Here is a 13047-nt window from a genome sequence, read left to right as displayed (position 1 = left end):
AACAGATGCAGGTACTCAATATCGGCCTGATTGGCACCGGCTACATGGGCAAGGCACATGCCATCGCGCTCAAGGCCGCGCCCACTGTCTTCTCCCTGCCCGCCACCCCGGTCTGCGCTCTGCTGGCGGAGATCGATGAGGAGTTGGCCGACCAGAAGGCCCATGAGCTGGGCTTCGCGCGTTCCACTGGCGATTGGCGGGCACTGGTCAACGACCCGCAGGTCGATGTGGTGGATATCTGTGCCCCCAATTTCCTGCACAAGGAGATGGCCCTGGCCGCCATCGCCGCAGGCAAGCACGTCTATACCGAGAAGCCGCTGGCGCTCACGGCCGCCGACGCTCAGGAGATGGTGGAGGCCGCAGAGAGGGCCGGAGTGAAGACCTTGGTGGGCTTCAACTACATTCGTAACCCGGCGACCCAACTGGCCCGGGAGATCGTAGCCAGCGGCGAGATCGGCGAGCTGATCCACTTCCGTGGCCGCCACAACGAGGACTATATGACCGATCCAGAGGTGCCCCATGGCTGGCGCACCCGTCGCGAGACCGCCGGCGCCGGGGCGCTCGGCGATGTGGGCTCGCATATCCTCAACATGGCGGAGTACCTGACCGGCCAGCGCATCGACGAGGTGTTCGGCCAGCTGCAGACGGTGATTCCTCGGCGCCCGCTGGCCGACGGCAGCGGACTCGGCGAGGCGGAGAACGACGACCAAGCCCAGGCATTGCTGCGCTTCAATGGCGGCCTAATCGGTAATATCGAGACATCCCGGGTCGCTACCGGCCGCAAGATGGGGCTGGCTTACACGATTACCGGCACCAAGGGCTCGATCATCTTCGACCAGGAGCGCATGAGTGAGCTGCAGCTCTACAAGCACGAAGGTCCTCAGGGGCGACGTGGCTTCAGCACCCTGCTGATCGGACCCGAACATCCCGACTACGCCGCCTTCAGCCCGGCTGTCGGCCATGGCCTGGGCTACAACGACCAGAAGATCATCGAGATCCGAGACCTGGTGGAGGGAATCGTGGGGGGCAAGCCGCTCTATTCCGATTTCCGTGAAGCCTGGCGGGTCAATCGCATGATCGAGGCGATCGAAGGCTCTCACGCCGAAGGCAGGTGGGTGGCGGTCTAGCCTATACCCGTCCTCCTTTGCCCCCCATCGTTTACCTTGACTACGCTGAAAACGTACATCCATGGATCGGGAGGTATGTCATGAAACGCTATGGAGCAGGAATGCGTAACGCTCTGGTGGTCTTCGCCGCCTCGCTGATGCTGGCACTGGCTGGCTGTGGCACCAGTACCGGTGAACGCGCTGCCAGCGGTGCCGGCATTGGGGCCGCGGTGGGCGGTGCCGCTGGTGCCGCCACGGGAGGCAGTGTGGTACGCGGTGCGGCGATCGGTGCCGGTGCTGGCGCCGTGACCGGGGCGGCTACCGACGAGGACGATATCAATCTTGACGACTGATGCCGTCCTCCAGCACTGCGGAGCCGAAAGGACCGCGCCTGCCCATGAGCAGGCGCGGTTCTTTCCGTCTAGCGTGCTTCCGGGATATGCCAGGTCTCCGGGCACTCCCGGCTATGGAACAGGCGTTGGGCGGTGGTGGCATTGCGTCGCTCGGCGAGGGTTTCTCGGCCCTCGCTCAGGGCTGCCATCATGGCGCTGCTGGGGTGGCGTACGGTCAGCAGGGTCAGCTCGTCCTGCCGGGCGACCTCGTAGTCGGCTTCGAGTGACTCGATCATGGGCTTCAGCCGCTCGGGCTTGTCGTCGAGGCAGAGGGCGAAGCGCATGGCACTGCTGTCGACCAGGTTCGCGTGCAGGCCGGCCTCCACCAGGCGGCCCAGGATATCGTGCTGGCGCGGCTCGTCCATGAACGAGAAGTCACGCGGGCGGACCTCCAGCCAGACCTGATTTTCACGCAGAGTGCAGGAGGCCACGTCGGCATCGAAGCGGCGCTCGGCGTCGATGACGGTAGGCTTGGCGTCGGGCGTCTCGAAGGAGCGCACCGTCAGCGGGATCGACTTCTCCTGTAGCGGTCCCAGGGTCTTGGGGTGGATGACCTTGGCACCGTGCCAGGCCAGCTCGGTGGCCTCGGCGTAGGAGATCCGTTCGAGCTGCACGGCGTTGTCGAAACGCCGGGGATCGGCGTTGAACAGGCCGGTGACGTCCTTCCAGATCACCACCTCGCGCGCATCGAGACAGTGGGCGAAGATCGCCGCGCTGAAGTCCGAGCCCTCACGCCCCAGCGTGGTCGAATCGCCTTCCGCCGTGCCGCCGATGAAGCCCTGGGTCAGGACCACCCGCTCGCTTTGCGCCAAGCGGCCGCAGACGGTCTCGGCGGTGGCCGCCCAGTCCAGGCTGGCGGCCTGGTGGCAGGCATCGGTGCGTACCAGCTCGCGGGCGTCGTGCCAGTCGGTGGCAATGCCGCAGTGGTTGAGCCAGGCCGCGACGATGGTGGTGGAGAGCAGCTCGCCGTAGCAGACGGTCTGGTCGTAGTGCCTGGCGTAGTCGCTCTGGCGATGCTTGCGGTGTTGCTCGTCGAGTTCGTCGAACAGGGCTGCCACCCGCTCGGCAGGCGAGTCCGGCGAGTCGCCGAAGAGTTCCTCGATGACGTCCCGGTGCTCGGCCTGCAGCGCCTCGAAGCATTCGCGGTAAGCGTTTTTGCGGCCCTCGTCGCGGGCAGCGGCGAGCAGCGCTTCCAGCTTGTTGGTGGTCTTGCCCATGGCCGAGACCACCACGACCAGCGGTCGGTCCTCGTGGGCCTCGATCAGCGGGGTCAGGTGGCGAATGACATCGGCATCCTTGATCGAGGCGCCGCCGAACTTGAAGACGGTGGTCATTTGGCTCTCCGTGTCAGCTGACTGTGCGTCCTTCACCATGGTTCAAAACCACGGGCAGGAAAAGGGCACGCGACATCGTCGTGCAAATGCGGGTGCAGAAACGAAAAAAGCCCCCTCGGGGGCTTTTCGTTGCCGGGCAAGGCGTTGCGCCTAGCTTAGGCGCTCCTTGTAGGCTTCATAGCCGAAACGCTTCACCGTGCGCACCTTGCGGCTCACCTCGTCGACCCGGCAGATCGACGGCAGGCGAATACCGTTGAAGGTAGTGGTCTTGACCATGGTGTAGTGGGCCATGTCGGTGAACACCAGGCGGTCGCCGATCTCGAGCGGTTTGTCGAACGAGTAGCTACCGATCACGTCGCCCGCCAGGCAGGTGGTGCCGCCCAGGCGGTAGGTGTGGGTCTTCTCGCCCGGCTCGCCGGCACCGATAATGTGCGGCCGGTAGGGCATCTCAAGCACATCGGGCATATGCGCGGTGGCCGAGGTGTCGAGAATGGCGTTGGGGCCGTCGTTGTCGACGATATCCAGCACCGAGCACACCAGGTAGCCGGTGTTCAGCGCGATCGCCTCTCCTGGCTCCAGATAGACGGTGAGGTGCGGATGCCGCTCGCGGAAACCGCGAATCACCCGCACCAGTCGCTCGATGTCGTAATCGGGGCGGGTGATGTGATGCCCGCCGCCGAAGTTGACCCACTGCTTGTCGGTCAGATACTGCCCGAACTTGGCCTCGAACGCCTCCAGGGTACGCTCCAGGGCATCGCTGTTCTGCTCGCACAGGGTATGGAAGTGCAGCCCCTCGAGCCCGGTGAGGTCGGCGCCCTCGAAGTCGGCCACCCGTGTGCCCAGCCGTGAGCCGGGCGCGCAGGGATCGTAGATCGCCACCTTGCCTTCGGAGTACTCCGGGTTCACCCTGAGCCCGCAGGAGACCTTGCGCGGCGTCGCCGCGACGCTGTCGCGAAAGCGCTGCCACTGCCCCGGGGAGTTGAAGCTGACGTGGTCCGCGTACTGCAGCACCACGTCCATCTCCTCCTCGGTGAAGGCCGGCGAGTAGACGTGCACCTCGCCGCCGAAGGTCTCCGCGCCCAGGCGCGCCTCGTCCTGCCCGCTGGCGGTGGTGCCCACCAGGTACTGGCTGACCAGCGGGAAGGTGTCCCACATGGCGAAGCCCTTCAGCGCCAGCAGGATCCGTGCGCCACTCTCCTCCTGGACCTGCCTGAGCAGCTCCAGGTTGCGGCGCAGCAGCGCGTCGTCAACCACGTAGGCCGGCGACGGGCAGGCATGGATGTCGAAGTCGAGTCGTGTCATGCCAGCGGATCGTGCTCCGGATCCAGCTCGACCACCTGCCACGGCAGGCCCATGTCGCCGATGCGCTCCATGAAGGGATCCGGGTCGAGCTGCTCGACGTTGAACACGCCAGCGCCCTTCCAGATGCCTTCCAGCATCAGCATGGCGCCTGTCACTGCCGGCACCCCGGTGGTGTAGGAGATCGCCTGGGACTGCACCTCGCGGTAGCACGCTTCGTGGTCGCAGATGTTGTAGATGTACACCTTGCGCCGCTTGCCGTCCTTGATGCCGTCGGCAATGATGCCGATGTTGGTCTTGCCCTTGGTGCGCGGGCCGAGCGAAGCCGGATCCGGCAGCACCGCCTTGAGGAACTGCAGCGGCGAGATCTCGCAGCCGTTCACCTCGATCGGCTCGATGCTGGTCATGCCGACGTTCTCGAGCACCTTGAGGTGGGTGATGTACTTCTCCGAGAAGGTCATCCAGAAGCGAATGCGCTCAAGGCCCTTGATGTTCCGGCTGAGCGACTCGAGCTCCTCGTGGTAGAGCAGGTAGATGTCCTTCTCGCCGATGCCGTCGAAGTCGAACTTGCGCTTCTCGGCCAGCGGCGGGGTTTCCACCCATTCACCCTTCTCCCAGTAGCGACCATTCGCGGTGATCTCGCGAATGTTGATCTCCGGGTTGAAGTTGGTGGCGAAGGGGTAGCCGTGGTCGCCGCCGTTGGCATCGAGGATATCGATCCGGTGGATCTCGTCGAACAGGTTCTTCTGGGCGTAGGCACAGTAGATGTTGGTCATGCCCGGGTCGAAGCCGCAGCCCAGGGTGGCCATGTTGCCCGCCTCGGCGTAGCGGTCGTGGAACGCCCACTGCTCCTTGTACTCGAACTTGGCCTCGTCCGGGTGCTCGTAGTTGGCCGTGTCGAGGTAGGGCACGCCGGTCTTCAGGCATGCTTCCATGATGGTCAGGTCCTGATAGGGCAGGGCCACGTGGATCAGCACGTCCGGTTTGAACGACTCGATCAGCTGGACCAGGTCGTCGACGCTGTCGGCGTCCACCTGGGCCGTCTGTATAGGGCGTTTCAGCTGGGCCGCGATGGCCTTGCATTTGTCTTCGTTGCGGCTGGCCAGGCAGATCTCGCTGAAGACTTCGGGATGCTGTGCACACTTGTGGGTGACTACGCCTCCGACGCCACCGGCGCCGATAATCAGGACTTTGCTCATGGGCCTCTCGAATCCAGATCGGGGAATGTCAATGAAAGGGTAGGGTCTTATCGGATTTTCGGCCATCTCGTCATGCCCGTGCCCGATGCCACCCCGGTCTTGCATCGCTTGCGCGCTGATGATGGCCCCCCATGAAGCCGGGGGCAAGTGATTTTGTCATGACCCGCTAGACCAAAGTAGGGGGTGGCAGAGGAGTGGAGGCGCCGGCCGCCAGCGCCCCTGCTGCCAGCAGGATGGGCCGCGCTCGGTGGTCGTTCGATCATTATTGGGCGTCGATAACCTGCGTTATGAATCTCTATATAAGCTTGTGTTTTAGTATGTCGCGACCTAACCACAAGCCGGAGAGGCAGCGTGTGACCCTACTCGACAGTGTAGTGATGCAGGGACTTGGCCGTCACGGAGCGCTGACGGCCGAAGACAAGGCCCTGTTGCTGGGCCTCGAGCTCAATCCAAGGCGCGTGTCGGCCGGGGAGGTCCTGTGGCAGGAGAGTGCCGACGTGGACCTGTTCTGTGTGATCCAGGAGGGTTGGGCCTACTCCTATCGTAACCTCGGCAACGGTTCGATGCAGATCCTCAAGGTCTACCTGCCGGGAGATATCATCGGCATGCGCGATTTCGGCTTCGCCCGCCGGCTGGCAGGCGTGGCGATGATCAACGATGGCGTGATCAGCCCGTTCGCGTATCAGCAGCTCTTCGAACTCTTCGGGCGCTCGCCGGCCCTGGCCGCTGGTATCATCGCCATGGCGGTACGCCAGCAGGCAATACTCACCGAACGGCTGGTCTACCTTGGCCGCTATGCCGCTCACGAGCGGCTGGCGCACTTCCTCTACGAGCTTTACCTGCGCCTCAAGCGGATCGGCGCCGTGAAGGACAATGGCTTCTTCATGCCGCTATCCCAGGAGCAGATCGGCGATGCGCTGGGGCTGAGTGCGGTGCACGTGAGCCGGACCTTCTCCATGCTGCGTGACGAGGGCCTGATCGTGCGCGACCGCCAGCACGTGGTGCTTCCCGACCCGGAGGCATTGGCTCGCTTGGTCGAGTTCAACGACACCTATATCGACGAATCCCTGCCTCCTGCCTTCCAGAGCTTCGCCTAGCGGTGCGGTCTCTCCACTGACCGAACCTGTTTCCTGGCCGCAGCAGAGCCGCAGAAACGAAAAAAGCACCTCTAGAGGTGCTTTTTTCGCTTGATTGGTGGAGGCGGCGTCATGCTAAAACTAAACGCAAGCTCTTATAAGGAAAGAGTTTTTTATTTTCAGTAAGAAAATGTGCCCCCAGATATGCCCCCATCGTTAGATAAAAAGGGCTGAACTCCAAAGGTTATCTTAATGAATCGTTATGTCCAAGCTTGCTCCGTTGGCTTGGCTCATTGTAGCATAACGTAAGCCTAGCAATTTGGGTCTCGTACCCACGAGGCATGAGTCATGTCTTGCTACGCAACGGTGAACAGCTCTCAGGTTTCGCTGGCATATTCTTTGTCGCCAGCCGAAGTCTCGGCTGGTCTCCAAAGAATATGCCAGCGCGCTTAGGTAGGCAATGTATACAACAGAGAGTACTTACTCGAGGGCGATTAAACCTCTTGTTAACTCAATTAAAAGAAGCCGGGTCGTTGCTATCAGAGGCACGCCCCGGCTATTTTTTCTATGTGGTGCCAATGAATCCGAAGGGCAGATATCATATAGAAGAAAGCAAGTTAAAGAGTTTCTTGAACAGCAGATCGTCAACTCGCATGTAATTATCGCAGAGTCTTTTTTTCACGATTATATAAAGAATAAAGATAGAAATGGTACTGGCAAGATTAACTCACTTGATTTTGAGCACGTTCTCTCGGACATATCCGAAAAAATTATAATAATTATGGAGAGCGAGAGTGCAATCTGCGAGCTTGGCGCTTTCTCTCATGCAAGCCTTAGAAATAAGCTTGTAGTAATTAATAATTCCGAATACGAAAATTCAGAATCTTTCATAAACACAGGCCCAATTAAGGCTATTAAGGACACATCGGGGCACGATAAGGTTATATGGTACAAAATGGCAGGAATGGGTGGAGCAGCACAAGATGCTATAGCCCATACATTTCCAAGCTTGAATAAAGTGTTAGATCATACCAAAGCTGTAAGTGAAATAATCCATTACGAGGAACTGGACCCAGCTGATAAAATCTCAACAAAAACTCTTCTTTTTGTCCACGATCTCATATATTTAATGAGCGAAGTGACGTATAAGAGTCTTGTTTACTTTCTCAAGGATATTTTTGGGAATAAGGATTTTTCTAAGCTGACAGATATAATTGCGATTCTTATTTCCTTGGGCTATATCGAATATCCGCATACGTACGGCTTAATGAAAAGCTGTAGGGAATCGGCTTTTTTTAGGTATACTGAAAGCGACGAAAGAGTTAAATCAGGTCTCTATCTAAACATGATACGGAAGCGGGCAAGAGGTTAGCAATGGAAATTATGAAGTCTATTGCCAAAGAGCTTGGCATGCCTGAGCCTGTGTTTAGGGAACAGATCAAGGTTGCTGGTGGAAAAATCAAGCACCTCAGGATTCCTAAAAAAAACAAAAAAGGGTATAGAAAATTAGTCATTCCCCCTTGGGAATACAAGATCGTACAATATTGGTTAATTTACAACCATTTAAAGGGGTTTCCAATTCATCCTTCATCCGCTGCTTTTAAACCTGGCGCCTCAATTAGGAAAAACGCCTTGGAGCATGTTGAGGGAAAGTACTTTGTAAAAATGGACATATCAGATTTTTTTCCCTCTATAGGAGCCGAAGAGCTAATTAGGGTAATTGAAGAGTATTTCCCTGAATACGGTTGGTTAGTTAATGAGCTTGAGGATCCTGATCTTTTGACAGCCATTTTTTATCACCAGAAGTGTGCTATAGGATATCCGGCGTCGCCATATATTAGTAATATAATAATGTTTGGAATTGATCAGTCCATAGATAGAGCGCTTCAAGACAAACAACCAAGATTTGGAAAGTATAGCTATACACGATATGCAGATGATATAGCCATATCAATAGAGAAAAAAGGGTTTAAAAGAGAAGTGGTTCGTCTTGTGCAAGATTCAATAAGGGGGTCAGGGTTAAAAAATTTAAAAGTCAATAATGATAAAACTAAGTTTGGTAGTAAAAAAGGTGGATCAGCCTTTATAACAGGCATGAGGATCTGTCCAGATGGGCATGTTACATTACATAGAAAATATAAGGATAATGTTAGGCTGCTTCTCTCTTTGTTTAATAAAGGGAAGTTAGACGTCTCTGAGAGGTCGAAGCTTGCAGGCCATCTGAACTACTGTAAAGCTGCGGACCCGATTTTCTATAACAAGCTTGCGATAAAATATTTTGCAGCGATTAAAGCGTTGCATGAGGCTTGATGGAGGCAAGGTGGATTTTGAGGCAGGGTTGACGCAGCTATTGCTTGATTGAAAAACTCAATTCAGATCAACTGAATTCAATTCAATTCAATTCAATTCAATTCAATTCAATTCAGTTCAATGAATTAGTTCAAAAAAATTGGAAGAATAGGATTTTGGGTGTTGCAAAATACAGCTACATGGTTATCATTGTAGGTCAGAGTTTAGAGGAGTGTGGTTTGCTCCCACTCTCTGACACAATGGAGCAGTATTAAATGCATCAACTTATAAGGAAAAAGGCTGTGCTGGAGCGAACAGCACTAAGCAATACTTCGCTATATCGTCTGATTGCAAAAGGCGAATTCCCTAAGCCTATTCAGTTAGGTCCTCGTGCAGTAGCGTGGGTTGAGGATGAGATTGAAAAGTGGATTGATTCGCGCATTTCTGCTTCCCGCTGAGCAGATAAAGTAAGGTTAGGCAGTATGGGCTAATTTTTTTTAATGAGCCCTGCTTTTCTTTTTATAGTCCTACCATCATTGCCCTTTACTTCAATGATTCCATAATCTCCGGATTCTTCCAAAATCCTAATTACGGTTCCTGTTGTGATGGGCCGGCCTAGTATCTTTATTGCTTCTTGGGTTATAGCGTGTGCGGAATTGTATAATCCAGATCGTGCAAGATTTATTATAATTTGAACATCTTCTTCAGACGTCTTTCGAGCTAACTTTTTGGGCCTTTTTGATTTTTCCTCAAGCGCTGCGCTATCTCCATTTTTATAGGCCTCTAGCTGGACCTTCCATTTTTGGAATTGGTTTGGGTGTATTCCAACTTTAAGGCATGCTTGTCGCATGCTCAGACCTGACCTGATAAGACGGTTAATCTCCTCTACATTGCGTTGTTTGGCAATTGCGCTGAAGCGGCGGGGTGATGGTGCCATACATCTTTCTCCAGACATGCGAGATACACTGACTTCTTTGTACTCTAAATGTACGTGGCAAGGCTAGGTGCAGTGTCGTGTGCGGGACCTCAGTTTAACGCTTTTGGCGACTCATGAGAAGCATGACATTGATTGGCGGATATCGAAGGCATTCAATAACGATGCCTTGGCTGAAGCTATGGTACTAATAACAAGATCTAACTTAAAGGAATCTTGATAATGGGAATTGTTGAAGAGAAACTAGTTTTTAAGATTAACGATGATTCGCTGAAAGAGCTAAGGAATCAGCGTATGCTGGATAGCTATGCTAAGTTATTGAAAGGGCATGACTGGAAGTATTTTATTACCTTGAATTTTAGGAGGGAGGTTAGTGAGAGTCGTGCACAAGAAATCTCGGAACGCTTTGTTAAAGCACTTAATGTTAGAATCTTTGGGAGGCGATCACGTAAGGCCCTGCGATTAGCTGTGTCGATAGAAAGAAATTATTCGCGTGGTTACCACCTCCATATTCTGGCAGAAGATCCATCTCTTAGAATAGAGAATAAAGAAAAGCGAGATGGCTTCTTTTTTCGCGATGAGGTTAGGGAGTGTTGGCAAAATGCTGATGTTTCCACGGCTCTGATTGCATTATCCTCGCCAGATGGTAAATCATGGTTTCAAGTTATTGAGAATGAAGATAACGTGATTCTCTATGTATTAAAAGAAATGAAGAAAGGGCGATATGATTGCCTTCAGGCAAACACATTAAATTTCGATGGTCGCAGAATTCCGATTTAATGTCTAAGGCTTATTGCGGATGCGCCAGCCTTTGATCGCGGCAGCATATTGGTTCGATAATTAAACTTGGCCCGGCAAGCCGCGTAAGCTATCCAAATAATCTGCCCATGCTTGTAGCATTTCTCTGCGCTGCTCAAGATGAGTGGTGCGATTGTAGGCGCGACCATTGCTGTCCCTTACTGCATGAGCCAACTGCTGCTCAATGTAATGCTCTGGGTAGTTTAAGCGCTCCGCTAGGATCGTGCGTGCCATAGCACGAAAGCCGTGTCCGGTCATTTTATCCTTGAACCCCAGGGTCTTTAGAGCGGCGTTGATGGTGTTGTTGCTCATTGGGCGTTTACTGCTGCGAACGCCAGGAAAGACGAATTCAGAGCGTCCTGTCAGGCCATGGAGGTCTCGTAGGATCTCAACGGCTTGGATGGGCAAGGGCACTGTATGCGGATGCCCGGTCTTGCTGGCCTGAAAGGACCAAGTGGCTTGATCCAGGCTAATGTCGATCCACTTCGCCTGACGCAACTCGCCGGGGCGGGTGAAGACCAGGGGCGCCAGCTTCAAGGCGGCAATGGTGATCGGCTGGCCGCCGTAGCCGTCCATTGCCATTAGTAGGTCGGCTACTTCTTTCGGCTCGGTCAGAGCGGCATAGTGCTTGGTTTTGTTAGGGCGAAGGGCACCGCGAAGGTCTGGAGTGGGGTCGCGCTCCACTCTGCCTGTGGAGATACCGTAGCGAAAGACCTGGCCACATAGCGCTTTTATGCGGTGAGCAGTCTCAATATGCCCTCGCATTTCGATACGCCTCAGGCACCCCAGGAGTTCGGGTGGAGTGATCTCGACAATGGGGCGTTTGCCGATGATGGGAAAAACATCACGCTCAAGGCGCCGTTTGTTGCGGGTGTAGTGCGTTTCCACCACTTCATGCCGGTGAACTTGCTCAAGCCACTCGATAGCCACTGCCTCAAAGGTATTGATGGCGGCTTGGTGGCCTAACTGCCTGGCAAGACGTTTGGCAGCGCTGGGGTCGATGCATTGAGCTAGCTGGCGCTTGGCCTCGTCGCGGGCTTGCCGCGCATCCGCTAGAGAGACTTCGGGATAGACGCCGATGGCCAGGCGCTTCTCCTTGCCAGCGTGGCGATACTTCAGGCGCCAGTACTTGCTGCCGGTTGGGGTGATCTCCAGATAGAGGCCGCCACCGTCTGCCAGCTTGGCGGTCTTGTCCTTGGGTTTTGCGTTGCGTACGGCGGTCGCGGACAGCTTGTTGGTCTGGCGGCTCACGGGGCACCTCGTCCGGTGATAATGTCATGCCCCGCTCAAGATGCCCTATTTGGAAGTAGGCGCCTCATCCGGATAGGAGTGCGTGCAGCTGGTATCGTCGGCACGAATGGGGGCATCGGGTGGTTGGCATCGACGCTGTGCCCCCACATATGCCCCTTCAGACGGGGGCATGTCAAGGTCTTCTCTGGGATCTCCTGGCAACAAAAAAGGGCCGCGAGGCCCTTTGTGAAGCGGTTTCTGGAGTTTTATGGAATCTCCTGAAACCTGTATTTGGTGGAGGCGGCGGGGATCGAACCCGCGTCCGCCGATACTCGCTCTTCGGCTCTACATGCTTAGGTCCGTTTTTTGGTTTAACGCATCTGGCTCCAACGGGCAGGATCCAGCTACGCGATTCCTCTAAGGTTTAGCGATTGGCGAGAGGACACCACCAACCGCGATCCCATCATTTTTAGCTCATATCCCCTCCGCGATGAATGGGCACATCGCTTTGGGGCCGGACTAGAAGCTAACAGCTATTAAGCTGCCAGCGCGCCCTGAGCGTAGTTGTCGTCGTTTGCGACTATTTAGTCGTGATGTTGGATTTACGAGATACATCACGCTCTCGGCATGCACCTAGGAGGTTGTCATCGGCGTCGAAGCCATGTCGCCCCCGTAACGGACCCATCTTATCAGCATGGGCACTTCTATGACACCTATTGGATGGATCGGTTCCATCGCTTCCCCGATTCTTGCCGACTTCGGGGAGCCACCTGCCGTGCCACTCGCTACGACACCTCAGGCCTTGGTGTGTTCCCGCATGATGCGCCCTTTCTGCCGCTGCCAGTCGCGGTCCTTCTCGGTAGCCCGCTTGTCGTGCAGCTTCTTGCCCGTCACCAGGGCCAGTTCGCACTTTACCTTGTTGCCTTTCCAGTAGAGCTTGAGCGGCACGCAGGTGTGCCCCTTCTCCTGGGAGCGCGAGAAGATCCTGGCGATCTCCTTGCGGTGTAGCAGCAGCTTGCGTGTGCGCGAAGGATCGGCGATCTCGTGGGTGCTGGCGGTATTCAGCGGCGTGATGTGGCTGCCCAGCAGCCAGGCCTCGCCGTCCTTGATCAGGATGTAGGTATCGGTGAGCTGGGCCTTGCCGGCGCGCAGGCTCTTCACCTCCCAGCCGGCCAGCACCAGACCGGCCTCGAAGGTCTCGTCGATGTGATACTCGAAGCGAGCCTTCTTGTTCTGGGCGATCATGCTGCTGCCGGGGCCCTTGCCCTTGCCTTTCTTGTTGGCCATGGAACCTCGTGTCATGTTCTGCCGATGGTAACCGCGTCCTTCGATGTGGGGGGAAGCGTGGTACCATTCAAGGCGTGAAATAACCGCTCATGATACGCCCTGG

13 protein-coding genes and 1 other RNA gene are annotated in these 13047 nt (G+C 55.8%); 7 read left to right on the top strand and 7 right to left on the bottom strand.

Going from position 1 to position 13047, the window contains the following annotated elements; genetic code table 11:
- The first annotated feature begins 5 nt into the window (after positions 1–5).
- Both ACUY1T_RS19975 and ACUY1T_RS19970 read left to right on the top strand, forming a co-directional pair.
- A complete protein-coding gene (locus tag ACUY1T_RS19975) occupies positions 6–1127 on the top strand; it encodes a Gfo/Idh/MocA family protein (protein WP_446025315.1) in 1122 nt (373 codons plus the stop codon).
- Positions 1128–1228: 101 nt separating this feature from the next.
- Positions 1229–1459: a hypothetical protein gene (locus tag ACUY1T_RS19970; RefSeq protein WP_446025314.1), complete on the top strand. Its 231-nt coding sequence runs from the start codon at positions 1229–1231 to the stop codon at positions 1457–1459.
- A 68-nt stretch (positions 1460–1527) separates the two neighbouring features.
- Here ACUY1T_RS19970 and ACUY1T_RS19965 read toward each other — a convergent pair whose 3' ends face one another.
- The 3 genes from ACUY1T_RS19965 to ACUY1T_RS19955 form a co-directional block, all read right to left on the bottom strand.
- Positions 1528–2832, bottom strand: a complete 1305-nt coding sequence (locus tag ACUY1T_RS19965; protein WP_446025313.1) for an aspartate kinase — start codon at positions 2830–2832, stop codon at positions 1528–1530.
- Positions 2833–2982: 150 nt separating this feature from the next.
- Positions 2983–4134, bottom strand: a complete 1152-nt coding sequence (nspC, locus tag ACUY1T_RS19960; protein ID WP_446025312.1) for a carboxynorspermidine decarboxylase — start codon at positions 4132–4134, stop codon at positions 2983–2985.
- Positions 4131–5330 carry a saccharopine dehydrogenase family protein gene (locus tag ACUY1T_RS19955; protein ID WP_446025311.1) on the bottom strand — a complete coding sequence of 400 codons (1200 nt, stop codon included), beginning with the start codon at positions 5328–5330 and terminating at the stop codon, positions 4131–4133. The genes nspC and ACUY1T_RS19955 overlap by 4 nt, the downstream gene beginning before the upstream one ends.
- A 353-nt stretch (positions 5331–5683) precedes the next feature.
- Here ACUY1T_RS19955 and ACUY1T_RS19950 point away from each other — a divergent pair, with 353 nt between their 5' ends.
- The 4 genes from ACUY1T_RS19950 (at position 5684) to ACUY1T_RS19935 (ending at position 9153) form a co-directional block, all read left to right on the top strand.
- Positions 5684–6427 (top strand): Crp/Fnr family transcriptional regulator, encoded by a 744-nt coding sequence (locus tag ACUY1T_RS19950; RefSeq protein WP_446025310.1) that lies wholly within the window; start codon positions 5684–5686, stop codon positions 6425–6427.
- A gap of 439 nt (positions 6428–6866) precedes the next feature.
- Complete coding sequence (locus tag ACUY1T_RS19945; protein ID WP_446025309.1) at positions 6867–7778, top strand: retron St85 family effector protein; 912 nt, start codon at positions 6867–6869, stop codon at positions 7776–7778.
- A gap of 2 nt (positions 7779–7780) precedes the next feature.
- A complete protein-coding gene (locus ACUY1T_RS19940; protein ID WP_446025308.1) occupies positions 7781–8716 on the top strand; it encodes a retron St85 family RNA-directed DNA polymerase in 936 nt (311 codons plus the stop codon).
- Between the two features lie 254 nt (positions 8717–8970).
- Positions 8971–9153, top strand: coding sequence for a helix-turn-helix transcriptional regulator (locus tag ACUY1T_RS19935; protein ID WP_446025307.1), 183 nt, complete (start codon positions 8971–8973; stop codon positions 9151–9153).
- A 29-nt stretch (positions 9154–9182) separates the two neighbouring features.
- Here ACUY1T_RS19935 and ACUY1T_RS19930 read toward each other — a convergent pair whose 3' ends face one another.
- A complete protein-coding gene (locus ACUY1T_RS19930) occupies positions 9183–9632 on the bottom strand; it encodes a transposase (protein ID WP_446025306.1) in 450 nt (149 codons plus the stop codon).
- A 219-nt stretch (positions 9633–9851) separates the two neighbouring features.
- Between ACUY1T_RS19930 and ACUY1T_RS19925 the strand changes: the two genes are divergently transcribed.
- Positions 9852–10409, top strand: coding sequence for a hypothetical protein (locus tag ACUY1T_RS19925; protein ID WP_446025305.1), 558 nt, complete (start codon positions 9852–9854; stop codon positions 10407–10409).
- A 60-nt stretch (positions 10410–10469) separates the two neighbouring features.
- On the opposite strand, the gene ACUY1T_RS19920 is transcribed toward ACUY1T_RS19925, so the two are convergent.
- The 3 genes from ACUY1T_RS19920 to smpB all read right to left on the bottom strand — a co-directional run bounded on the left by ACUY1T_RS19920 (position 10470) and on the right by smpB (position 12944).
- On the bottom strand, positions 10470–11678 hold the full coding sequence (locus tag ACUY1T_RS19920) for a tyrosine-type recombinase/integrase (protein WP_446025304.1): 1209 nt from the start codon (positions 11676–11678) through the stop codon (positions 10470–10472).
- Between the two features lie 271 nt (positions 11679–11949).
- Positions 11950–12329, bottom strand: a transfer-messenger RNA (tmRNA) gene (gene ssrA / locus ACUY1T_RS19915).
- A 123-nt stretch (positions 12330–12452) separates the two neighbouring features.
- Positions 12453–12944, bottom strand: coding sequence for an SsrA-binding protein SmpB (smpB, locus tag ACUY1T_RS19910; protein WP_263581647.1), 492 nt, complete (start codon positions 12942–12944; stop codon positions 12453–12455).
- Positions 12945–13047: the final 103 nt, after the last annotated feature.

The organism is Billgrantia sp. Q4P2, assembly GCF_052806135.1.
This window is presented reverse-complemented; position numbering and strand designations above follow the sequence as displayed.